Raw genomic sequence first — 20,357 nt, 5'->3', positions numbered from 1 at the left:
GATAAGGGTGTGAGCGCGGGCAATTTGACTTTCGCGCGGCATAGGGTGGCGTTTCATGATGGCTTGCCCCTCAACGCATTAATTGTTGAACATTGGGGTGCAGCACACCGCCGATCGCGGTGGTGATGCGGGCGGAGGCGGCGGCCACATTGCGCTTTATTTTGGTCACCAGCTCTTCAGATTTGCGGGTGATCGGCATGGCCACGGCAATGGCGCCCGCGGCGCTGCCATCGGCATTGAAATAGGGCATGGCCAGCCCGGCCACATCCGATTCAAAGCCATGTTCATTGAGGAAAAAACCGTCTGCCTTCGCCTTGGCCACACGCTGGCGGATGGCGTCCGGATTGGTCTCGGTAAACTCTGTATATTTGCCCAATTGCTGGCGCAGGGCCGCATTCATCACTTCGGGATCGTTAAAGGCGAGATAGGCAATGCCCGAGGCGGTGGCGTGAAAGGGCAATGGCTCTGTGGGGTCGATCATCACCACGGTGCCGCGATGGGGCTCCTTATGGGCGATGGTGATCAGCGCGCTGGGCCCGGCCACGCTGGCATGGGCGGTTTCGTTGGTGACTTCGCTCAGCCAGTCCACCGTCTGGTTGGCGATGGCGGTGATCGGCGTTGTGGCCTCGCGCACCCGTGCCAAATGCAAAAAGCCGCTGCCCAGCCGATAGGCCTTGGTGATCTGGTTCTGTTCGATAAAGTGATGCTTGGACAGGGACACCAGAATGCGCCGGGTTGTCGCTTTGTCCAAATCCGCAAGGCGCGCCAATTCCGACAAGCCGATCTCGGGCTGTGTGGGCGTGAAATGGCGCAAAAGGCCCATGGCTTTATCGACGGTTTTCATAGGGCGAAAAATCAATTCTTTTACATGTTTATAAAAATCTTGACTCAGATTGGTTGATAATGCAACCATTAAATGTGCCGATGGTGACAATATTGAACCGTTGGTCAAATTTCGAACGCGGTAGGGAGGAAATCATGCGTGCGATCCGTTCATTAGCCTCGGCAGCCCTGTTGGGTCTGGCGACGACATTGGCTGCCCTTGCGCCAGCCATGGCTGAATATCCAGAAAAACCAGTCTCGTTTGTGGTGCCGTTTCCCCCAGGGGATCTGGAAGATGTGTTGACCCGCATGATCGCGGAAGAGTTTCAAGACATGTATGGCGTTCCCGCTGCAGTGGTGAACAAGCCCGGCGGCGGTGGCGGCCCATTCCCCGGCGCGGCTGAAGTGGCGCAAGCCCCGGCCGACGGCTATACGATCGGCTCCTTCGTGGTGGATATTCCGCTGGTGGGGCCACTTGTGGGTATTCCTGCGCTGAACCCGGATCCATTTGAGCCGGTGGGGATTTTCTTGACTTATCCATTTGTGATCGCGGCCTCCAAGGCGGCGCCCTATGAAAATATGGATGAGCTGGCTGCATTTTCAAAAGACAATAATCTGCTGCTTGGGCATTTCGGCTCGTTCTTGATCCCGACGCAAGTGACCATGGCTTTGGGGGAAGAGCGCGGGGTGGATTTCTACTCAAATGCCGCCTTTGATGCGCTGGATTGTAACACGCTGGCTTCCGGCGATGCGGATGTGATCAACACCACGCTGCAACTGATCCTGCCGTGCCTGGATAAGGTGAATGTTTTGGCGACGGTCACCAATGACCGTATCCCCTTGGTGCCGGATAGCCCGACGGTTGGTGAGCTGGAGCCAAGCCTGAATATTGCGCTTTGGAATGGCCTGTTTGTGCATAAAGATACGCCGCAGGATGTACGCGACAAGATTGCAGCTGCGGCGCAAAAAGCACTGGCCAGTGACGCCGCTCAAAAGCTGGCTGAAGAAACCGGTGCTGGTGTTTATTGGCAGAATGCGGACGAAGCGGCTGCCCGGATCGAGGCGGACCGCGCCGTGGCGGAAGCGATTTCCAGATTTGCCGAATAAGCGCACAAACTGGCCGGGGCTTTTGCTCCGGCCATTTTTTACAATAATGAGTTTGATCTATCCATGATCCAAGAAAATGAGATTGGCGGCAAATCCAACCGGGCGGAAAAGGTCGATGACTATTTTGTCTCGCCCTATAGTTCTGCCTTGGTTTGGTTTGGTGTTTGCACCTTTTTGGTGGCGATTTTTTTGGCCAGCCAATTGGGCACGCAAGCGAAGTTCTTCGACAATATGAGGCTGGAGAGACAACCCGGCCTGTGGTCGGCCATCGGCATTGTGGGGATGCTGTTTTTTGGTTTCTTCCAAATGCTGCAATTCTGGTTTCACCGCAACGGGCTGCAAGCGCCCGGCTTTGTTTCTGAGGCGATGATCTGGCTGAAGGCTGGCGAATATGTTCTTTGGTTTATGGTCTATGTGAGCCTAGTGCCGCTGGTAGGCTATCTGCCGACAACCGTCGGCTTTTTGCTGCTGATGACATGGCGGTTGGGCTATCGGCAGCGGCGGTTTTACGGGCTGGCCGTGCTGGCGGGTGTGTTGATCGTGGTGGTGTTTAAAAGCTTCCTGCAGGTCAAAATCCCTGGCGCAGCGCTATACGAATATCTGCCATCTGCGGTGCGTAGCTTTGCCATTTTATATCTTTGAGTTCGGAAATTAGGGGCACTTTGTGGAACTCTTTTTGACAAGTTTGGGTGCGCTGGCGCGCATTGATGTGGCGATTGCGCTGTTGATCGGGTCGGTCGGCGGCGTGATTATCGGGGCGATCCCGGGTGTGGGGCCGGCTATTGCCATTGCAATTTTGCTGCCGGCCACTTTTGCGCTGGAACCGATTGTTGGGTTGACGCTTTTGTTGGGCATTTATGGCTCGTCCATGTATGGCGGGGCGATCCCAGCCATTCTGGTCAACGCACCCGGCACAGCGGTGAACGCGCTCACTACCTATGATGGCTACCCCATGACCCAGCGGGGGGAGGCCGCGCGTGCCTTGTCGTTGGCGTTTGGGGCCAGCTTTTGTGGAGGGATCATTTCCATCATCGCCCTGATGTCGCTGTCGCCCGTATTAGCAGCGGTGGCGCCCATGTTTGGCTCGCGGGAAATTTTTCTGGCGGCCTTGTTGGGTATGGTGCTGGTGGTGGTGACCCATCGCGGGCAGGCGTTGGCGGCGGGGGCACTGCTCTGTCTGGGCATCTTTATCAATACGATCGGGTTGGAATCGACCCGTTACACCCAGCGTTATACCTTCGATCAGGCGTGGCTGGCGTCCGGCATTGATCTGATTGTGGTGGTGCTGGGCCTGTTCGCGCTGTCGCAAGCCTTTTTGCTGCTGGTGGGCGAGGATGAGCATAATGAACCGCCGGCGCTGGTGGGGCGAATTTTTGACGGGCTGCGCGAAGTGTTGCGGCTGCCAAAGATCTTTGTGCCTTCTGCCGGGTTCGGCGTTATCATGGGAATGATCCCCGGTGTGGGGGAATTTCTGGCGCAGTTCTTTTCCTATTCGCTGGCCCGCAAAACCTCTGGCAATGGTGAGAATTTCGGCAAGGGCGCGCCCGAAGGGCTGGTCGCCTCGGAGGCCGCGAATAATGCCGTGCCCGCGGCGGCGATGATCCCGCTGTTGGCGCTGGGCATCCCCGGCGAGGCGCTGACGGCGATGATGCTCGCTGTGTTTTATGTGCACAATGTGATCCCCGGGCCGCAGCTATTTGCCAATGATTTTGATTTTATTCTCAGCCTCTATCTGGCGCTGATCATTTTGAATATTCTCGCGTTTGGTTTTCTGCTGGGCACCACCAAATGGCTCACCCAAGTGGTGCGTATTCCTAATCGGTTTTTGGGTATGGTGATCTTGGTGCTCAGCTTTGTCGGTGTCTTTTCCCTGCGCAATTCCATCATCGACTGTGCCATTGCGGCGGCCTTTGGCATGTTCGGCCTGATGCTGAAGCGGTTGAACCTGCCGATTGTGCCGATCATTCTGGGCATGGTGCTGGGTGGCATTATGGAAGTGAAGTTCCGCACCAGCATGGCGCGGGTGGAAACCCCGCTGGACTTTATTGAACGGCCGGTGGCGCAAGTGCTGTTTGCGATCATCGTGTTTGTTCTGATTGCACATTTCTATGCGCTGTTTCGCGCGAAAAAATCCAAGGACTTAAGCAATGATCAGGCAAGCTGAAATTGATGCGCTGCGCCAGCAGGCGATTGCACCGCAAAAAATGCTGATAGACGGGAAATGGGTTGAGGCCAGCGATGGCGGCACCGTGGAGGTGGTGAGCCCGATCGACGGCAGCAGGCTCACAACATTGGCTGCGGCAACGGCCAAGGATGTGGACGGCGCCGTCGCTGCAGCCCGTGCCGTTTTTGAGCGGGGGGACTGGTCGCGCATGGCACCGCAGGGGCGGATGAAGGTGATGCATAAAATTGCGGACCTGATCGCGGCCAACGCCAAAGAGCTGGCGGTGTTGGGTGTACGTGACAATGGCACTGAAATTGGCATGGCGATCAAGGCCGAGCCGGGATCTGCGGCGGGCACATTCCGCTTTTATGCTGAAGCCATCGACAAGATCTATGGTGAGATTGCCCCAACGGCAGACAATCAGTTGGCACTGATCCATCGTGAGCCGGTGGGCGTTGTCGGCGCCATTGTGCCATGGAACTTTCCAATGATGATCGGGGCCTGGAAAATAGCCCCAGCCTTGGCCGCAGGTAACAGCGTGGTGCTAAAACCTTCTGAGGCTGCGTCTCTGAGCTTGTTGCGATTGGCCGAGCTCTGCCAGGAGGCGGGGTTGCCCGATGGCGTGCTGAATGTGATCACCGGCAGCGGATCTGTGGCGGGTGAAGCCATGGGCTTGCACCATGATATTGATATTATCGGCTTTACCGGGTCTGGTGGTGTGGGCCGACGGCTGATGGATTATGCTGCGCGGTCCAATATGAAGCGACTATATCTCGAATTGGGGGGGAAATCGCCCAACATTATTTTTGCCGATGCGACGGATTTGGATCAGGCGGCAAAAGTGTCGGCGGCGGGCATTTTCCGCAATTCAGGCGAAGTGTGCGTGGCGGGCTCGCGCATATTGGTGGAGCGCACCATCCATGATGCCTTTGTGGAAAAATTGCGGGCAGAAGCGGCAAAGCTGAAGGTGGGTGATCCGCTGGATATGAACAACAATATCGGCGCGATCACCACGGCGCAACAGCTTGAGGGCGATCTGGCCTTTGTGGAGCGGGCGCAAAAAGAAGGCGGCACTTTGGTGACTGGCGGCCAACAGCTTAAGGCCGGGCAGGGCTATTATATGGAGCCGACCATTTTCACCGACATCAAGCCGGATATGGATCTGTTCCAGAATGAAGTGTTTGGGCCGGTGGTGTCGATCACGTCGTTTGACACAGAAGAGGAGGCCGTAGCGCTGGCCAATGGCACCGCATTTGGCCTGGCGGCGGGTGTGTGGACCTCGAACTTGTCTCGGGCACACCGGATGGTCCGCAACATCAAGTCCGGCGTGGTGCATGTGAACACTTATGGTGGTGCGGGCAATAATGTGCCGCTGGCGGGCATGAAGCAGTCTGGCAATGGCGCGGATAAGTCGCTGCACGCCATTGAGAAATATGAAAATCTGAAAACGGCTTGGATCCAGCTTTAGGGAGGCATTATGGGACAGAAAAAAACCATTCTGGTGATCGGCACTTACGACACCAAATCAGATGAGCTGGATTATTTGACCAACGTCATCAAAGGGCAGGGCGGCAATGTGCGCACCATGGATGTGAGTGTTTTGGGCGACCCGCCAACGCCGACGGACATCTCCAAACATCAGGTCGCCGAAGCGGCCGATGCCACCATCCAAGAGGCGATTGGGTCTGGTGATGAAAATGTGGCGATGCAGATTATGGCGCGCGGCGCCGCAGCGCTGTGCCGGACTTTGCAAGCAGCGGGGCGCATTGACGGGATGATCGCTATGGGCGGCTCTATGGGCACCGATCTGGCGCTGGATTGCGCCCGTGCCCTGCCGCTTGGTGTGCCAAAATATATCATTTCTACGATCGCCTTCTCGCCGCTTATTCCGGCAGACCGGTTGGCGACAGATATTCAGATGATCCTTTGGGCAGGCGGTCTTTATGGCTTGAACGCCGTGTGTAGGGCTTCTCTCAGTCAAGCAGCCGGTGCGGTGCTTGGTGCAGCACAGGCGGTGCAATTGTCTGCTGAAGAGCGCCCGATGATTGGCATGACCAGTTTGGGCTCGAGCTGCTTGCGCTATATGAAAATTTTGAAACCGGCGCTGGAAGAACGTGGGTTTGAAGTGGCGATTTTCCACGCGACCGGCATGGGCGGTATGGCGTTTGAAAATCTGGCACGCGCCGGTAAATTTGCCTGCGTAATGGATTTTGCGCCGCAGGAAATGGGCAATGAACTGATGGGGTCGGTGGTGAATTCCGGCCCGGATCGGCTGCGCGCCGCCGCTGTTTCCGGCACGCCAGCGATGATTGCGCCGGGCTGTGTTGATCTGGTGGATTTTCCGGGATGGCAGCCCTTTCCCGAGCAGTTTAATGACCGCTCCTTCCACGCCCATAACCGGCTCTTGTCCTCGGCCACTTTGAACGCTGATGAACGACGGCAAGTGGCGCGGGAACTGGCCAACCGCGCGGCGGAGAACAAAGCGCCGACCCATATTATTTCGCCCATTCAGGGCATTGAGGAGTGGGATAAGCCGGGTGAGCCCGCGCATGAGCCAGACAATCACGCGGCCTTTGTTGCGGAGCTGGCCCAGTCAGTAAAGGCGCCGGTGGGGTTTACCGAATTGGATTGCCATATAAATGATCAGGCTTTTAACGACTTCGTGCTGGAGCTGTTTGATCAATGGCTGGCTGATGGCATTGTGAAAAACCCGAAAGGTTAGCTTCTAAGCCCAAGGGCTTGTGGCGGGTTAAAGCTCTTGCCCCTTGCCGTCCAGGATCAGACGGGTTTGCAGCAATTGACCCTCCCTTTTCAGGATCGGGTAGGCAATGGAGACAATCTGGGCGTTAAGCTCTTTGAGTGCCGCTAGGCTCTCCAGATGCTGCTCGCTGGTGGCGATGCTTTTTTCAAGGCCTTCGCGCAGGCGCAGCAAGTGTTTTTTGCGGCTTTTGGCCACCAGCATGCCCAACTCGTCCTTATCGCGGAAAATCTCCCGCGCGATCTCAATATCTTCAGAAACCAGCAGCTCATAGGCATTCGCCATATTGTGCAGAACTTGTTCCGCAATGGTTCGGAGTTCTGCGGCACCGCTTTCGGAAAAATAGAGATTGCGGGCTTGTTGAGCTTTGATCACGGTTTCCAAGCGCTGGCTGAGAATGGCGGTGCTGGCATCGATGGAAAGGGCATAATCTGCAAGATCGCGCAGCCGCCGAAATTGCGCCTTGGTCATATCTTTGGAGGGCATGCGGGTCACATAATGGCGCACGGCTTGACCCGCATCGTGCAATACTTGTGTTTCGCGGTCGAGCTGGTCAAAATTAGGCAGCTTGTGGTGCAGGTACCAGCCCAGAACTTCGCGGATCATTTGCTCGGAAATATTGGTCATGCGCACCACTTCCCTCCGCAGGGATGAGAGGGAGAGTGGCACTGAATCAAGAGCACTTTCATCGAGTAAGGAGCGCTCGGCCATGGGGGTGACTTTATCGCCATTGCCATTGACCATGGCGCGCTTGACCAGCCGACCGATCCAAGGGGTGAAGGGTAGATACAGCAGCAACACAAGGTTAAAGGCAAAGTGCACCAGGACGAGATTAGGCAGCATGTGCACCCAATCATCGATCAGTTGACCAGCATAAAGGGCGGCGACGATGGCGGCAGTAATGCCGCGCAGGGCCACATTTGCGACCACAGGGCGGCGCGCTTCAATGGACATGTTGCGGGTGATCCAGACGGGTACCAAAGCGCCACCCAGATTGGCCCCCAAAATGAGCAATATACCAACAGGCACCGAGATTGCCTCTGCTCCAGCGACCACAGCAATCATCAAAACGGCGGCGACGCTGGAATGCATAACAAAGGCCAGAACCACGCCGACCATGAAAGCGAGCACCGGATCAGCAGCCAAGAAGGCCTCGAACATGGGTAGAAAATCGCTTTCCTTGATTGGGGCGACGGCGTCGCGCAAAAAGCCCAGCGCTACAATAATAAGTGAAATACCCAGCATGATGCGGCCGGTTTGGCGCACATTGCGGCTATTGAATTTGAGATAAAGCCATGCGCCAATGCCCATCAGGACGGGCGCCAGCCAGCTTAGGTCCAGCGAGAGAACCTGCACTACAATGGCTGAGCCGACATCAGCACCGAGAATAATGGCAAGGCCCGTGGCGATGGCCAACATGCCGCCGGTAGAGAAACCGGCGGTGAGGATGGCGACCGCAGCCGAGCTTTGCAGCAAAATGGCCATGGCGGCCCCGGCCATGGCGGCGCGATAAGGGTTTTTGGCATTGGTGAGAATGCGCTTAAATTCGGGCCCCTTCATCCGCTCGATGCCGTTTTGCACCATGCGCACAGCAAAGAGGAGCAACATGGTTGCGCCAAATATCGCGATAAGGAATTGCAATAATGCCATGGTTTGCCCCAACTATGCCGAGGTCAGAGTAGCGTTTGAAATATCGTCCTGCCGTTGCCAGCGCAGCTCATTTTTGATCAATTCACGCTGTAGGCGTGCAGGATAGTCTGTCACAATCGCATCAACGCCCAATTGGATCATTTGTCCCATGTCTTTGGGGTCATTCACCGTCCATGGGGCGACCAGGAGGCCAAGGTTCCGGGCTTCTTGGACGTCGGCCAGCGTGACATCTTTAAAATGAGGCGCCCAAATATAGCCTCCAGCCTCGGCGATCGCCTTTGGGATGCTGGGCAATTGTTTGAGGTTCTGGCTAAACACCAGCGATGAATCCTCACCTTTATCATCATCATGGGCCGGCAATTGCGATAGAAACGAGGTCGGCATTTCCGGTGCGGCTTGCTGGCACAGATGCAAAAGTTCCCAGTCAAAACTATGCAAAATGGTGCGTGATGTCATGGCAGCCTGCCGCACAACATCGGCCACGGCGGCTACTGTTTCTTCCCGATGCATTTGAAAATTGTCAACCTTCGGGTCTGACTTGATTTCCAGCATCAGCCCCACATGAGCAAAGTCAGGCTGCATGGCTAAAGCCAACAAATCGGCTAATTTTGGCACCTGCTGCCGGTGCATGAATATCTGCTCGGGAAAGCGTTGGCCATATTCTGTAAAAACATTCAGACCGCCTACATCATATTGGGCCAACTCATCATAAGTCAGCTCAGAAATGCGGGGTTCGGGCGTGTTCAGCCATTGGCCTTCGGCCGTGCGCGTGATGGCACCATTCAAATGGTGATTGTGCACGATCACCGGCACATGGTCCTTGGTGATCATCACATCAAATTCGAGGGCGCTGACCCCCATTTTCATGGTCCATTCGAAGCCAAGTAGCGTGTTTTCAGGCATAATGCCGCGCGCGCCGCGGTGGCCGACCACGCGGATGCAGCTCTGATCTCCTTTGAAGCTGGCCAATTGCTGGGTGAACATCAGCTTTCCAGGCGCTTTTCGGTTTTGCTGTCAAACAAATGATGGTTTTCTGGCGTCACGTTGAACCGCAAAATACTGCCCGGCTCATAGTCCCAATGGCCTTGAATACTGGCAACGACACTTGTTTCGCATTTGTTAAGACGGCCATGGACCAAAGTGTTGGCGCCAAGCTGTTCGCACAGTTCGGTCTTGACCTCGATAGGGCCATTGTCATCCACCACCATATGTTCCGGACGCACGCCAAAAATGGCATCCCCTTGCTGGGCCGAGCTTGTGGGGATCTTATGGCCATTTTCCAGCTCAATATGGCTATTGGTCAATTTCGCTGGCAAGAAGTTCATGGATGGGCTGCCAATAAACCCTGCAACGAAGACTGAGGCGGGTTTTTCATAGAGGTCAATGGGGGTGCCGAACTGTTCGACATAGCCAGCATTGAGGACCATCAGCCGATCGCCCAATGTCATGGCTTCCACTTGATCGTGGGTCACATAAATGGAAGTCACGCCGAGTTTGCGCTGTAATTTTTTGATCTCGAGACGCATTTGTACCCGCAATTTGGCGTCCAGATTGCTGAGTGGCTCGTCGAACAGAAATACCTGCGGGTCGCGCACAATTGCACGTCCCATGGCCACGCGTTGGCGCTGACCACCGGAAAGCTGCCGCGGCTTGCGGTCGAGATAATCCTGAATTTCCAAGATCGTTGCGGCCTCATTTACCCGGCGTTCAATATCGTCTTTGCTAAATTTGCGCAGCTTGAGACCATAGGCCATGTTTTCGCGCACGCTCATGTGCGGGTAAAGCGCGTAGTTCTGGAACACCATTGCGATGTCGCGGTCTGCCGGTTCCAGCTGATTGACCATTTTGTCGCCAATATAGATTTCACCACTGGTGACAGTTTCCAAACCTGCGACCATACGCAAAAGGGTGGATTTGCCGCAGCCAGAGGGCCCGACAATGACGATAAATTCGCCATCTTGAAACTCACCTTCCACGTGGTGGAGAACTTCCACCTTGCCGTAATTTTTGACCAAATCTTTAAGCGAGATCGTTGCCATTTTATTTTTCCTATTTGTCGGTCTCGGTGAGGCCTTTGACGAACATTTTCTGCATGCCGATCACCACAAATACGGGTGGGATCATGGCCAGCAGGGCCGTCATCATAATGATATTCCACTGGGGTGATTGTTCTGCCGCTTCCAGCATTTGCTTGATGCTCATCACAATGGTGGTCATGTCTGTTTCTGTGGTGATCAAAAGTGGCCACAAATACTGGTTCCAACCATAAATGAACAGAATGACAAACAGTGCAGCGATATTTGTGCGGCTCAAGGGCAGCAAAATATCAAAGAAAAAGCGCATGGGCTTGGCCCCGTCAATGCGCGCACTTTCCAGCATTTCGTCCGGAATGGTCAAAAAGACCTGCCTGAACATGAAGGTGGCCGTGGCCGATGCGATAAGGGGAATAGACAGGCCCCAATAAGAGTTGAGCATGCCCAGATCGGCGACCACTTCATAAGTGGGCAGAATGCGCACTTCAACCGGCAACATCAATGTGATGAAGATCAGCCAGAAAAAGCCCATGCGAAACGGAAACTTGAAATAGACAATGGCAAAGGCGCTCAACAAAGAAATAGCGATTTTGCCGACAGCAATCATGATCGCCATGAACAAGGAGTTCATCAGCATGCGCCAGACCGGCGCGGTTTCTGTGCCCGACAGGCCCGAGCCAAACAGAGTCTTTTTAAAGTTCTCGATGAAGTAGGGACCCGGCAGCAAAGGCAGCGGCGCTTGCAACATGCGGGCTTCATCATGCGTGGCGGCCACAAATGTGATCCAGATTGGAAGTGCCACGATCAAGATCCCCAGGATCAAGACAAGGTGCGTGACGATGTTCAGAATGGGGCGATGTTCGACCATTAGTACTGCACCTTTCTTTCCAGAAAACGGAACTGAATAATCGTCATAAAGATGACCATAATCATGAGAATGACGGACTGGGCAGCAGAACCGCCAAGATCAAGCCCCACAAAGCCATCATTATAAACTTTGTAAACCAGAATGGTGGTGGCGTTGGCCGGCCCGCCCTGCGTGACGGCATGGACAATGCCGAAGGTTTCAAAGAAGGCGTAAACCGCATTAATCACCAGCAAGAAGAATGTAGTGGGTGAAATGAGCGGGAACACCAGAGTCCAAAACCGCCGAATCGGGCGCGCGCCATCAATGGCCCCAGCTTCAATGATGGAGCGGGGGATGGATTGCATGGCCGCAAGATAGAACAGAAAGTTATAGGCAATTTGTTTCCAGGCTGCGGCCAAAATGACCAGCAGCATGGCCTGGCCCCCATTGAGATAATGGTTCCAGTCATAGCCAAAGAAATCGAGAAAATAGGGCAAAATGCCGAGGGTCGGGTTGAACATAAAGACCCACAGGGCGCCAGCGAGCACGGGTGCAATCGCATAGGGCCAAATCAGCAGGGTGCGATAGGTGGTTGCGCCGCGAATAACGCGATCTGCAAAACCGGCGAGCACCAGCGCACTGGACATGGAAATGAAGGCAACGGCAGCGGAAAAGAATATGGTGCGCCCAAAACTGTTCAGATAGATTTCGTCAGTGAACAGATATTGGAAGTTCTCAAACCAGACGAACTCTGTAGATAGGCCAAACGCATCTTCAATCAAAAAAGACTGATAAACGGCCTGGGTTGCGGGCCAGATAAAAAAGATCAGCGTGATGGCAATTTGCGGGGCCACCAGCATAAAGGGCAGCCAGGTTTTATTAAAATGAACCCGTTTGAGCATGGCAATTTCTTTCTCAGCAACGCCAAACCCGGCGCAACCCATGGTCGCGCCGGATAAGTTGTAAAAACTTTATTTTACAGAACGTTCAAAGCGACGCAGCAATTCGTTACCGCGTTTGACCGCTGTGTCCATGGCTTCCTGAGCGGTTTTGTCACCAGCCCACAGAGCTTCCAGTTCTTCATTGATCACATCGCGCACTTGCACGAAGTTACCAAAGCGGATGCCGCGTGAGTTTGGTGTCGGCTCATTCAGGCTCAATTGCTTGATCGCAATATCTGTGCCTGGGTTCTCTTCATAAAAACCTTGGCTTTCGCTGAGCTCTGCTGCGGCATTGGTGATCGGCACATAGCCGGTCTCCTGGTGCCACCAAGCCTGTACGTCTGCTGAAGACAGGTAAGTCAGGAACTGTGCCAGACCTTTATATTCTTCGTCTTCATGGCCAGCCAATGCCCAAAGGGTAGCGCCGCCGATGATGGAGTTTTGCGGGGCGTCCGCAACCTCGGTATCAAGCGGCAACATGGTTTGGCCGAAATTGAATTTGGCCTGTTCCTTGATGGACCCGTAATAAGCAGATGAGTTCATCCACATGCCACATTCACCATTAGTGAACAGGGGCAAGCTGTCGCCGCGGCGACCGCCATATACAAAGGCTTTGCTTTCGCCCATTTCGGCAATTTTTGCCAGGCGGGATACAACATGCTCATTGTTAAAGGTGAACTCTGTGTCGAAACCGGCAAAACCGTTTTCCTTGGTACCGACGGGCAGATTGTGCCAAGCGGAGAAGTTCTCGATCATGACCCAAGACTGCCAGCCGAAAGACAAGCCACAAGACATACCATTGTCAACAAGCGCTTTTGCAGCGGCTTCAACGTCGGCCCATGTTTCAGGCGGTTCAACACCGGCGGCTTCCAAAGCATCCGCATTGTACCACATCACAGGTGTGGAGCTGTTGAACGGCATAGAGAGCAGTTCGCCCTCTGGTGTCTGATAATAAGAAATCACCGCAGGCAGATAATCTGACTTGTCGAACGATTCGCCTGCATCGTTCATAAGTTGTTCAACCGGATAGATAGCGCCTTTGGCAGCCATCATGGTAGCGGTGCCCACTTCAAACACCTGCACAAGGTGAGGGTGCTCCTTCGCACGGAATGCAGCAATCGCGGCGGTCATGGTTTCGGTATAGTTGCCTTTGTAGACCGGCACGACCTTATAGTCGTCTTGAGTGGCGTTAAAGTCGGCCGCGATTTTGTCTACGCGTTCACCGTTGGTGCCGCCCATTGCGTGCCACCACTGAATTTCAGTTTGTGCGTAAGCAGTGCTCATGCCGAGCGCTAGCGCTGTTGACGCCAAGAAAAGTTTTTTTAATGCCATTTCAATCCTCCCGAATAGCAATTTAGGGGCTCAGCATTGTCCAGTTGGTAAAATAATGCAAGCATAAATTTTTTGCACTTTATATAACAAAATGTTATATATCAGCCCCCATATCGCGTCAGGTTGGAGTTAAGATTTTGAAATTTAGCCTTAGACAGCTTGAAGCCTTTCAAGCCACGGCCAATTCCGGTTCGGTTACACAAGCCGCAAAACGTTTGGGCGTTTCACAGCCAGCCGTCAGCCGACTGTTGGCAGATTTTGCCAATACCGTCGGCTTTGAGCTGTTTGAGAGAGAAAGTGGCACCCTGACCCCCACAAGCGAAGCGCGCTATATGCTGACCGAGGTCTCTCGGGTGTTTGAAAGCCTCAACCACCTCGAAGATTTGCGACGCGATCTGAAAGAGCGCACCGCTGGTCATTTGCGTATTGCGTGCCTGCCGGGATTTGCCACCAGCCACCTTCCCAAGGTCCTCACCGAGTTTTTGGATCAACGGCCCGGCGTGACCGTGACCCTTGAACCAGACCGCCCGGAGCGAATCCTTGAGTGGATCATCGGGCAACAATATGACTGTGGTATTACAGACGGATTTTCTGGCCATCCCGCTACAGAGACCATTGATATTCCTATCAAAACTGCGTGTATTCTACCCGAGGATCATCCATTGGCCGCAAAGGATGTGATCGCAGTACAGGATTTGCGGGATGAGAAAATTATCCATTCGCGACGCGATAGTCCTTTTCATGCGGCCCTCATGCATTGTTTTGACCAAAAGGGCGTGCCGCTCAACTCCTGGATTGAGGTGCGTCAGTTTACAGCGGCCTGCACGCTGGTGAGCCAAGGTTATGGCGCGTCGATTGTCAGCGCGCTGGATGCCGCACAGTTTGAGGGGCGCGGATTGGTTTCACGGCCGTTTGAACCTGACCTCAGCCATGAATTGTCCATATTGCGGCCCATTACCGGTGCGCAGCCCTTGCTGGTGCTGGACTTTATTGAGACCTTTGTGGAAAGCCTGCAGCCCTTTGTGCATGAAAGTCAAAAGGCAATTGCTTGATTGGTGGAAAAGCTGATGTATGCTGACGCCAGTTTGAATGGTGGTGAGTAGATCATGGCAGATGTGGGGGCGGGCAAGCCATTTGATACAGCAATGCTGGAAAGCTTGTTGGAGGAAATGGGCGATGGTGCAATTGCCATTGATGCCGATGGCGTGATCATCTGGATCAACAAAAACTACCATAAATTGCTGGGGATCTCACCGGACGTGGACCCGCGGGGTTGGGATATCGAACGGCTGATCCCCGAAAGCCGCATGAAAGAAGTGGTGCGCACCGGTCGGTCTATTTTGATCGATATTATGAATTTCGACGATCAGCAATTTGTCGTAAGTCGATTTCCGCTGAAAAATGCGGCAGGTGAGATTGCCGGTGCGATTGGCTTTGTGTTGTTTGACAAAGTTGAGCCCCTCGCGCCTTTGATGGAAAAATTTAAGGTGCTGGGCAAGCGGTTGTCGCTCGCTGAGCAAAAGCTGGCAGAGGCGCGCAAGGCCAAATATAGTTTGGCCAATATTGTCAATCGTTCACCTAAAGTGGACAAGGTCAAAGAGCAAATCCGTGCCGTCGCGCAACACGACAGCCCTGTGCTATTGCGCGGGGAAACGGGCACCGGCAAAGAGCTGTTTGCCCATGCGATTCACAGTGTGTCTGCGCGGCGCAATGGGCCGTTTGTGGCGGTCAATGTGGCGGCGATCCCTGAGGCTTTGTTGGAGGCGGAGTTTTTTGGCGTGGCGCCTGGTGCCTATACTGGCGCCAGTGATCGGCAGCCGGAGGGCAAGTTGGCCTTAGCCCGTGGAGGGACCCTGTTTCTCGATGAGGTGGGCGATATGCCGCTCTCCTTACAGGCCAAGTTGCTGCGCGTGTTGGAGGAAAAGGAGTTTGAGCCAGTGGGCTCTAACACCATTCAGCCGGCCGATGTGCGGATTGTGGCGGCCACCTCGCTTGATCTTGAACAGATGGTGGCCAAAGGCACTTTTCGCCGGGACTTTTATTACCGATTGAATGTGTTGAAGATCGAAATTCCACCCTTGCGCGATCGGCTGGAAGATGTGCCGGTATTGGCAGATTTCTTTTTGGAAGAATTTGCCCATCGCACCGGGGAGCCGGTTCGCCTGATGGGTGATGAAGCTGTGCAGCGGCTGATGCGGCACAGCTGGCCTGGCAATGTTCGCGAGTTGCGCAATGTAATCGAGCGGGCCTGTATACTCTCCAAAACTCCGGTTTTAGCAGCAGAAACGCTTGGGGAATTGGTGCCTGATACGGCAGTCGGACCAGACCAGCCGATCCATCTGCCGTCGCGAAAGGGCGGTGATCTGCCTGCTCAGATTGCGGCGCTGGAACGGCAAGCCATTATAGAGGCGTTGCAGCTTTGCGGTGGTCACAAAGCGAATGTCGCAAAACATTTGGGCATTTCCCGCTCGCAACTTTATGACAAGCTGAAGCGCTATCATTTGTCCTGAATTCAGACAAATCTGTTTGATTTTCATACATCTTAAAGTTTGTATTGATTTCAGTGGGTTAGTCAGAATCCGTGCTATTTTGTGTGAAAATCACACAAAAAGGACAGAGTGTGATTATTTAAGCTATTAGTTTATTGCATTGATATAGAGATATAAAAGCCTCTTTTTCAAGATTGGCACGCCGATTGCAACGCAGACGGCTAGCCTGCGCCCATGGAGGATGGTGTGCAGGGCTATCCATATTGGGAGGAATTTATGGAACATATTGGATTGAAATCATTAAGCCGCAAACTTGTGGCGCCGGCCCTTGCGGCGATGACGATGGCTGCGGTACTTGTGCCTGCGCAAGCGGGCGAGCCTGTGCGGTGGCGGGTGCCCGTGGCCTTTGGCACACATTTGCCAGCGCTGGGTGATAACATCAATTATGTGGCGGAAACGCTGGATGCGTCCACAGCCGGTGAAGTCCAGTTCAAAGTGTTTGAGCCAGGTAAGCTGGTGGCGCCCTTGTCAATTACCGAAGCGGTAAAAGACGGCAAAATGCAGGCCGGTTATACCTGGTTGGGCTATGACCAGGGGCGTATTCCATCCGCACCATTGCTTGCCGCGCGGCCCTTTGGCATGGAACCTTGGGAATATACCGCCTGGTGGTATGAAGGCGGAGGTATGGCATTAGGTGAAGCGGTTTATGCTGAGCATGGCGTGCACCCGATCCTTTGCGGCATTATCGGGCCAGAGACTGCTGGTTGGTTCCGCAATAAAATCACGTCGCTTGACGATATTGACGGGCTGAAAATCCGGTTTGCGGGCCTGGGGGGCAAAGTGCTGCAAAAACTCGGCGCCTCTGTGACTGTGTTGCCAGGCGGCGAGATTTTCCCTGCGCTGGAGAAAGGGGCCATCGACGCCACCGAGTTCTCCATGCCCGCCATCGACCAGTTGTTGGGTTTTGATAAAATCATCAAAAACAACTACTTCCCCGGTTGGCACCAGACCTATACCGCGTTCCATCTTGTGGTGAACAGCGACACATGGGCCGGTCTGCCGGATGATCGTAAAGCCTTGTTGAACATGGCTTGTGCCGCCGGCGTGACCCGAAACCTAGCTAAAGGCGAAGCCATTCAGGGGGCCGTTATTGCCGGGTTTGAGGAAAAGGGCGTGACCGCAAATACATTGCCAGAAGCGCTGCTGCGTGAACTGCAAGCCATCACGGCGGAAGTGATGGAAGAGGAAGCGGCCAATGATGCGCACTTCAAGGCGATCTACGAGTCTCAAGAAGCCTTCTCTGCAGATTATAAGAATTGGAAGAGCTTGGCCTATCTCCCTCGCGATTTTTAAACGCTAACGAGTTGATAGTTCGATGAAGGAAACGGGGGAGGTCTGTCCCATTGGGGCAGGGGGATAATGACAACAAAAATTGACATAGAGCATCCTGAAAAAGTGGCCGAAGCGCCGCGGTTGGCCTATATCGATGATCTGCCCACCACTGCATTTTCCAGACCGGTTGATCGCGCCCTGCGTGCGATTGGCCGCAGCGTGAGCTGGGTGTGGCTTTTACTGCTCGCCGTCATCGTGATCAATGTGGTGGCGCGCTATGTGTTTGGCAAAGGCCGGATCGAGTTTGAAGAAATCCAATGGCACTTTTATGCCATCGGCTTCATGATCGGCCTGTCTTATTGCTTGACCAGCGACGACCATATCCGTGTGGATGTGGTGGCAGAGTTGTTGTCCAATAAAACCAAGGCATGGGTGGAAACATTGGGTCTTGTTTTTTTGCTGATCCCATTTCTGGTGTTTGTGCTGATCTACGCCGTGCCTTTTTTCACCTATTCCTTCTCCATCAATGAAACATCAGGATCACCGGGCGGGCTGCCTGCCCGGTGGGCCATTAAATCGGTATTGATCATCGGCTTTGCCCTGTTGCTGTTGGCTGCGGTCTCGCGGTTGACACGCACCATCGCATTTTTGCGCGGCAAAAGTGATGCGGATCAAGCAAATGCGGGAGGCACCGACAATGGCCATTAATGAGATTTTTTGTATTGCCATGTTCGCCAGCTTTATCCTGCTGCTGTTCACCGGCTTTCCGGTGGCTTGGATATTGGGCGGCTTGGCGGTTGTGTTCACCGCGCTGGGCTGGGTGCTGACCAATTATACCGATGTGTTTGCCAACAGCTTTTATTATGTGGATTGGAGCTATAGCTCGGCCACCGTCGATCGCATTTGGGATGTGATGCACAATTGGGTGCTGGTGGCCCTGCCCATGTTTGTGTTTATGGGATTGATGTTGGATCGGTCCGGCTTGGCGGAAAAGCTGCTTACTGATTTCGCCAAACTGTTTGGTCGCGTGAAGGGCGGGCTGGCCGTCACCGTAGCGTTGATCGGCATTTTGCTTGCGGCCTCCACGGGCATTATTGGCGCTTCCGTTGTGCTGCTGTCAGTCTTGGGTCTGCCGGTGATGATGCGCGCCAATTACTCTAAGAGTTTCGCTTCTGGCGTGGTCTGTTCTGTGGGTACATTGGGCATCTTAATCCCTCCCTCCATCATGCTCGTGTTGATGGCGGATCGATTGGCGATTTCCGTCGGTGATTTGTTCTTGGGGGCGCTGATCCCCGGCGTAATCCTCGGTGCGATCTATATTCTCTATATTCTGATTGTGGCGAATTTCTCGGCAAGCGCTGCGCCGTGGCCAAAAGATATCGAGCCGATTAACCCGAAATTGATCTTAAATGTTGTGCTGGCGGTACTGCCGCCTGCGGGATTGATCATTGCGGTGCTCGGCTCGATCTTTATGGGCGTTGCCACCCCCACTGAGGCTTCTGGCGTCGGCGCATTTGGCGCGCTGTTGCTGGCGCTGTTTTCCGGCAAGCTCAATTTTAAAGTACTCAGGGAAGTGTGTCACGAAACCACCAAAACCACCGCCTTTATTTTTGCTATTTTCTTGGGGGCAACGGCGTTCTCTTTGGTGTTCCGCGGATTTGGCGGCGACGAACTGATCGAAAGTGCGTTGCTGGGATTGCCGTTCGGGCCGACCGGCATCGTGATCACGATTCTCGCCTTTACCTTCCTTTTGGGTTTCTTTCTCGATTGGATTGAAATCACGCTGATCATTTTGCCGCTTGTGGGGCCGGTGGTGGCCGGGTTGGGTTTTGATCTTGTGTGGTTCACCGTCCTCTTCGCTGTGTGTCTGCAAACATCATTTCTGACGCCACCAGTCGGCTTCGCCCTATTCTATTTAAAAGGGACAGCGCCGGAAGGTGTGACCGTGCGGCATATCTATCAAGGTGTTTTGCCGTTTATCTGCTTGCAAATTTTAGGCTTGGTGTTGGTTTTTATCTTCAAAGATCTGGTGACCTGGTTGCCCAGCATTGCCTATGCCAATTAGGGAGGACACGATGAGTTCAATGATCAACAGTAACTCCTTTTTACGCGGCAAGCGGGCATTGGTCACGGGAGGCACCAGCGGCATCGGATTGGCCATTTGCCAACGGTTGCAAGCGCTGGGGGCACATGTGGTGGCCAACAGTTTTGAAGATGCGGAAGAAGCTTCGCCTCGATTGGCAACCACAAATGATAAAGGTCTGCCGATCGCGTTTGCGCAGGCGGATATGGCGGATCATGCGGCCATTTCAGCCATGGTAGATCAAGTGGAGGCGCAGCATGGGGCGATTGACATATTGGTCAATAATGTGGGGGTGCAGCATGTGGCGCCGATCACAGATTTTCCCGATCAGGTTTGGCAACGCATATTGGACATAAATCTTTCTGCTGCGTTTTTTTTGAGCAAGAGGCTGTTGCCTGGCATGGCGGATAATAAATGGGGGCGGATCATCAATATTGCATCGGCACATGGGCTGGTGGCTTCGCCCTATAAATCTGCCTATGTGGTGGCCAAGCACGGCTTGTTGGGCTTTACCAAAGTGACGGCGCTGGAACATGCTCAAGCGGGCATTACCTGCAATGCGATCTGCCCGGGCTATGTGTGGACGCCGTTGGTGGAAGCGCAGCTGGAGGATCAATGCAAGGTGCATGGGCTGGAACGGCAGGAAGTGATTGAAAATATCATGTTGCAGCCGCAGCCCACCAAGCGATTTGTGGAAGTCGAAGAAGTGGCGGAGATGGCGGCATATCTTTGTGGCGATCTGGCCCGGTCGATCACGGGCACGGCCTTGTCGATTGATGGTGGCTGGACGGCGAAATAG

At 54.0% G+C, this 20,357-nt stretch carries 18 protein-coding genes; 11 read left to right on the top strand and 7 right to left on the bottom strand.

The window, feature by feature from the left end:
- Nucleotides 1-70: 70 nt before the first annotated feature.
- Nucleotides 71-844, bottom strand: coding sequence for an IclR family transcriptional regulator (locus tag L1I42_RS12490; RefSeq protein ID WP_236114930.1), 774 nt, complete (start codon nt 842-844; stop codon nt 71-73).
- A 134-nt stretch (nt 845-978) separates the two neighbouring features.
- Between L1I42_RS12490 and L1I42_RS12485 the strand changes: the two genes are divergently transcribed.
- The 5 genes from L1I42_RS12485 (at nt 979) to L1I42_RS12465 (ending at nt 6,815) form a co-directional block, all read left to right on the top strand.
- Complete coding sequence (locus tag L1I42_RS12485; RefSeq protein ID WP_236114929.1) at nt 979-1,929, top strand: tripartite tricarboxylate transporter substrate-binding protein; 951 nt, start codon at nt 979-981, stop codon at nt 1,927-1,929.
- Between the two features lie 63 nt (nt 1,930-1,992).
- On the top strand, nt 1,993-2,571 hold the full coding sequence (locus tag L1I42_RS12480) for a tripartite tricarboxylate transporter TctB family protein (RefSeq protein WP_236114928.1): 579 nt from the start codon (nt 1,993-1,995) through the stop codon (nt 2,569-2,571).
- A gap of 22 nt (nt 2,572-2,593) precedes the next feature.
- Entirely contained in the window at nt 2,594-4,093 is a 1,500-nt protein-coding gene (locus tag L1I42_RS12475) for a tripartite tricarboxylate transporter permease (protein ID WP_236114926.1), read from the top strand.
- Nucleotides 4,077-5,561, top strand: a complete 1,485-nt coding sequence (locus tag L1I42_RS12470) for an aldehyde dehydrogenase (protein WP_236114924.1) — start codon at nt 4,077-4,079, stop codon at nt 5,559-5,561. Before L1I42_RS12475 ends, L1I42_RS12470 begins: the two co-directional genes overlap by 17 nt.
- A gap of 9 nt (nt 5,562-5,570) precedes the next feature.
- Nucleotides 5,571-6,815, top strand: coding sequence for a Tm-1-like ATP-binding domain-containing protein (locus L1I42_RS12465; RefSeq protein WP_236114923.1), 1,245 nt, complete (start codon nt 5,571-5,573; stop codon nt 6,813-6,815).
- A gap of 27 nt (nt 6,816-6,842) precedes the next feature.
- On the opposite strand, the gene L1I42_RS12460 is transcribed toward L1I42_RS12465, so the two are convergent.
- The 6 genes from L1I42_RS12460 to ugpB all read right to left on the bottom strand — a co-directional run bounded on the left by L1I42_RS12460 (nt 6,843) and on the right by ugpB (nt 13,654).
- Nucleotides 6,843-8,501, bottom strand: a complete 1,659-nt coding sequence (locus L1I42_RS12460) for a Na/Pi cotransporter family protein (RefSeq protein ID WP_236114921.1) — start codon at nt 8,499-8,501, stop codon at nt 6,843-6,845.
- A gap of 12 nt (nt 8,502-8,513) precedes the next feature.
- Nucleotides 8,514-9,485, bottom strand: a complete 972-nt coding sequence (locus tag L1I42_RS12455; protein WP_236114919.1) for a glycerophosphodiester phosphodiesterase family protein — start codon at nt 9,483-9,485, stop codon at nt 8,514-8,516.
- The gene (locus L1I42_RS12450) at nt 9,485-10,540 is read right to left on the bottom strand and encodes a sn-glycerol-3-phosphate import ATP-binding protein UgpC (protein ID WP_236114918.1); all 1,056 of its coding nucleotides are present in this window, start codon (nt 10,538-10,540) and stop codon (nt 9,485-9,487) included. Before L1I42_RS12450 ends, L1I42_RS12455 begins: the two co-directional genes overlap by 1 nt.
- Nucleotides 10,541-10,550: 10 nt before the next feature.
- Nucleotides 10,551-11,402, bottom strand: a complete 852-nt coding sequence (gene ugpE, locus L1I42_RS12445) for a sn-glycerol-3-phosphate ABC transporter permease UgpE (protein ID WP_236114917.1) — start codon at nt 11,400-11,402, stop codon at nt 10,551-10,553.
- Nucleotides 11,402-12,283, bottom strand: a complete 882-nt coding sequence (ugpA, locus tag L1I42_RS12440) for a sn-glycerol-3-phosphate ABC transporter permease UgpA (protein ID WP_236114915.1) — start codon at nt 12,281-12,283, stop codon at nt 11,402-11,404. The genes ugpE and ugpA overlap by 1 nt, the downstream gene beginning before the upstream one ends.
- A 69-nt stretch (nt 12,284-12,352) precedes the next feature.
- Entirely contained in the window at nt 12,353-13,654 is a 1,302-nt protein-coding gene (ugpB, locus tag L1I42_RS12435) for a sn-glycerol-3-phosphate ABC transporter substrate-binding protein UgpB (protein WP_236114913.1), read from the bottom strand.
- A gap of 137 nt (nt 13,655-13,791) precedes the next feature.
- On the opposite strand from ugpB, the gene L1I42_RS12430 reads away from it, so the two are divergent.
- The 6 genes from L1I42_RS12430 to L1I42_RS12405 all read left to right on the top strand — a co-directional run bounded on the left by L1I42_RS12430 (nt 13,792) and on the right by L1I42_RS12405 (nt 20,357).
- A complete protein-coding gene (locus tag L1I42_RS12430) occupies nt 13,792-14,706 on the top strand; it encodes a LysR substrate-binding domain-containing protein (protein ID WP_236114911.1) in 915 nt (304 codons plus the stop codon).
- Between the two features lie 54 nt (nt 14,707-14,760).
- Entirely contained in the window at nt 14,761-16,164 is a 1,404-nt protein-coding gene (locus L1I42_RS12425; RefSeq protein WP_236114909.1) for a sigma-54 interaction domain-containing protein, read from the top strand.
- A 255-nt stretch (nt 16,165-16,419) separates the two neighbouring features.
- Nucleotides 16,420-17,496 (top strand): TRAP transporter substrate-binding protein, encoded by a 1,077-nt coding sequence (locus tag L1I42_RS12420; RefSeq protein WP_236114908.1) that lies wholly within the window; start codon nt 16,420-16,422, stop codon nt 17,494-17,496.
- 66 nt (nt 17,497-17,562) lie between these two features.
- Complete coding sequence (locus L1I42_RS12415) at nt 17,563-18,183, top strand: TRAP transporter small permease subunit (RefSeq protein WP_236114906.1); 621 nt, start codon at nt 17,563-17,565, stop codon at nt 18,181-18,183.
- On the top strand, nt 18,173-19,540 hold the full coding sequence (locus L1I42_RS12410; protein WP_236114905.1) for a TRAP transporter large permease: 1,368 nt from the start codon (nt 18,173-18,175) through the stop codon (nt 19,538-19,540). The genes L1I42_RS12415 and L1I42_RS12410 overlap by 11 nt, the downstream gene beginning before the upstream one ends.
- 10 nt (nt 19,541-19,550) lie before the next feature.
- The gene (locus L1I42_RS12405) at nt 19,551-20,357 is read left to right on the top strand and encodes a 3-hydroxybutyrate dehydrogenase (RefSeq protein WP_236114904.1); all 807 of its coding nucleotides are present in this window, start codon (nt 19,551-19,553) and stop codon (nt 20,355-20,357) included.

It is taken from the genome of Maritalea mediterranea, assembly GCF_021568695.1.
Taxonomy (GTDB): Bacteria; Pseudomonadota; Alphaproteobacteria; order Rhizobiales; family Devosiaceae; genus Maritalea; species Maritalea mediterranea.
The sequence above is the reverse complement of the archived record's forward strand: the minus strand, read 5'-3'. Positions and strand labels throughout refer to the sequence as shown.

Excerpts from the sequence above, each read along its gene's own strand:
- L1I42_RS12490 (WP_236114930.1), bottom strand. The coding sequence starts at position 844 with ATGAAAACCGTCGATAAAGCCATGGGCCTTTTGCGCCATTTCACGCCC.
- L1I42_RS12485 (WP_236114929.1), top strand. The coding sequence starts at position 979 with ATGCGTGCGATCCGTTCATTAGCCTCGGCAGCCCTGTTGGGTCTGGCG.
- L1I42_RS12480 (WP_236114928.1), top strand. The coding sequence starts at position 1,993 with ATGATCCAAGAAAATGAGATTGGCGGCAAATCCAACCGGGCGGAAAAG.
- L1I42_RS12470 (WP_236114924.1), top strand. The coding sequence starts at position 4,077 with ATGATCAGGCAAGCTGAAATTGATGCGCTGCGCCAGCAGGCGATTGCA.
- L1I42_RS12465 (WP_236114923.1), top strand. The coding sequence starts at position 5,571 with ATGGGACAGAAAAAAACCATTCTGGTGATCGGCACTTACGACACCAAA.
- L1I42_RS12460 (WP_236114921.1), bottom strand. The coding sequence starts at position 8,501 with ATGGCATTATTGCAATTCCTTATCGCGATATTTGGCGCAACCATGTTG.
- L1I42_RS12455 (WP_236114919.1), bottom strand. The coding sequence starts at position 9,485 with ATGTTCACCCAGCAATTGGCCAGCTTCAAAGGAGATCAGAGCTGCATC.
- L1I42_RS12450 (WP_236114918.1), bottom strand. The coding sequence starts at position 10,540 with ATGGCAACGATCTCGCTTAAAGATTTGGTCAAAAATTACGGCAAGGTG.
- ugpE (WP_236114917.1), bottom strand. The coding sequence starts at position 11,402 with ATGGTCGAACATCGCCCCATTCTGAACATCGTCACGCACCTTGTCTTG.
- ugpA (WP_236114915.1), bottom strand. The coding sequence starts at position 12,283 with ATGCTCAAACGGGTTCATTTTAATAAAACCTGGCTGCCCTTTATGCTG.
- ugpB (WP_236114913.1), bottom strand. The coding sequence starts at position 13,654 with ATGGCATTAAAAAAACTTTTCTTGGCGTCAACAGCGCTAGCGCTCGGC.
- L1I42_RS12425 (WP_236114909.1), top strand. The coding sequence starts at position 14,761 with ATGGCAGATGTGGGGGCGGGCAAGCCATTTGATACAGCAATGCTGGAA.
- L1I42_RS12420 (WP_236114908.1), top strand. The coding sequence starts at position 16,420 with ATGGAACATATTGGATTGAAATCATTAAGCCGCAAACTTGTGGCGCCG.
- L1I42_RS12415 (WP_236114906.1), top strand. The coding sequence starts at position 17,563 with ATGACAACAAAAATTGACATAGAGCATCCTGAAAAAGTGGCCGAAGCG.
- L1I42_RS12410 (WP_236114905.1), top strand. The coding sequence starts at position 18,173 with ATGGCCATTAATGAGATTTTTTGTATTGCCATGTTCGCCAGCTTTATC.
- L1I42_RS12405 (WP_236114904.1), top strand. The coding sequence starts at position 19,551 with ATGAGTTCAATGATCAACAGTAACTCCTTTTTACGCGGCAAGCGGGCA.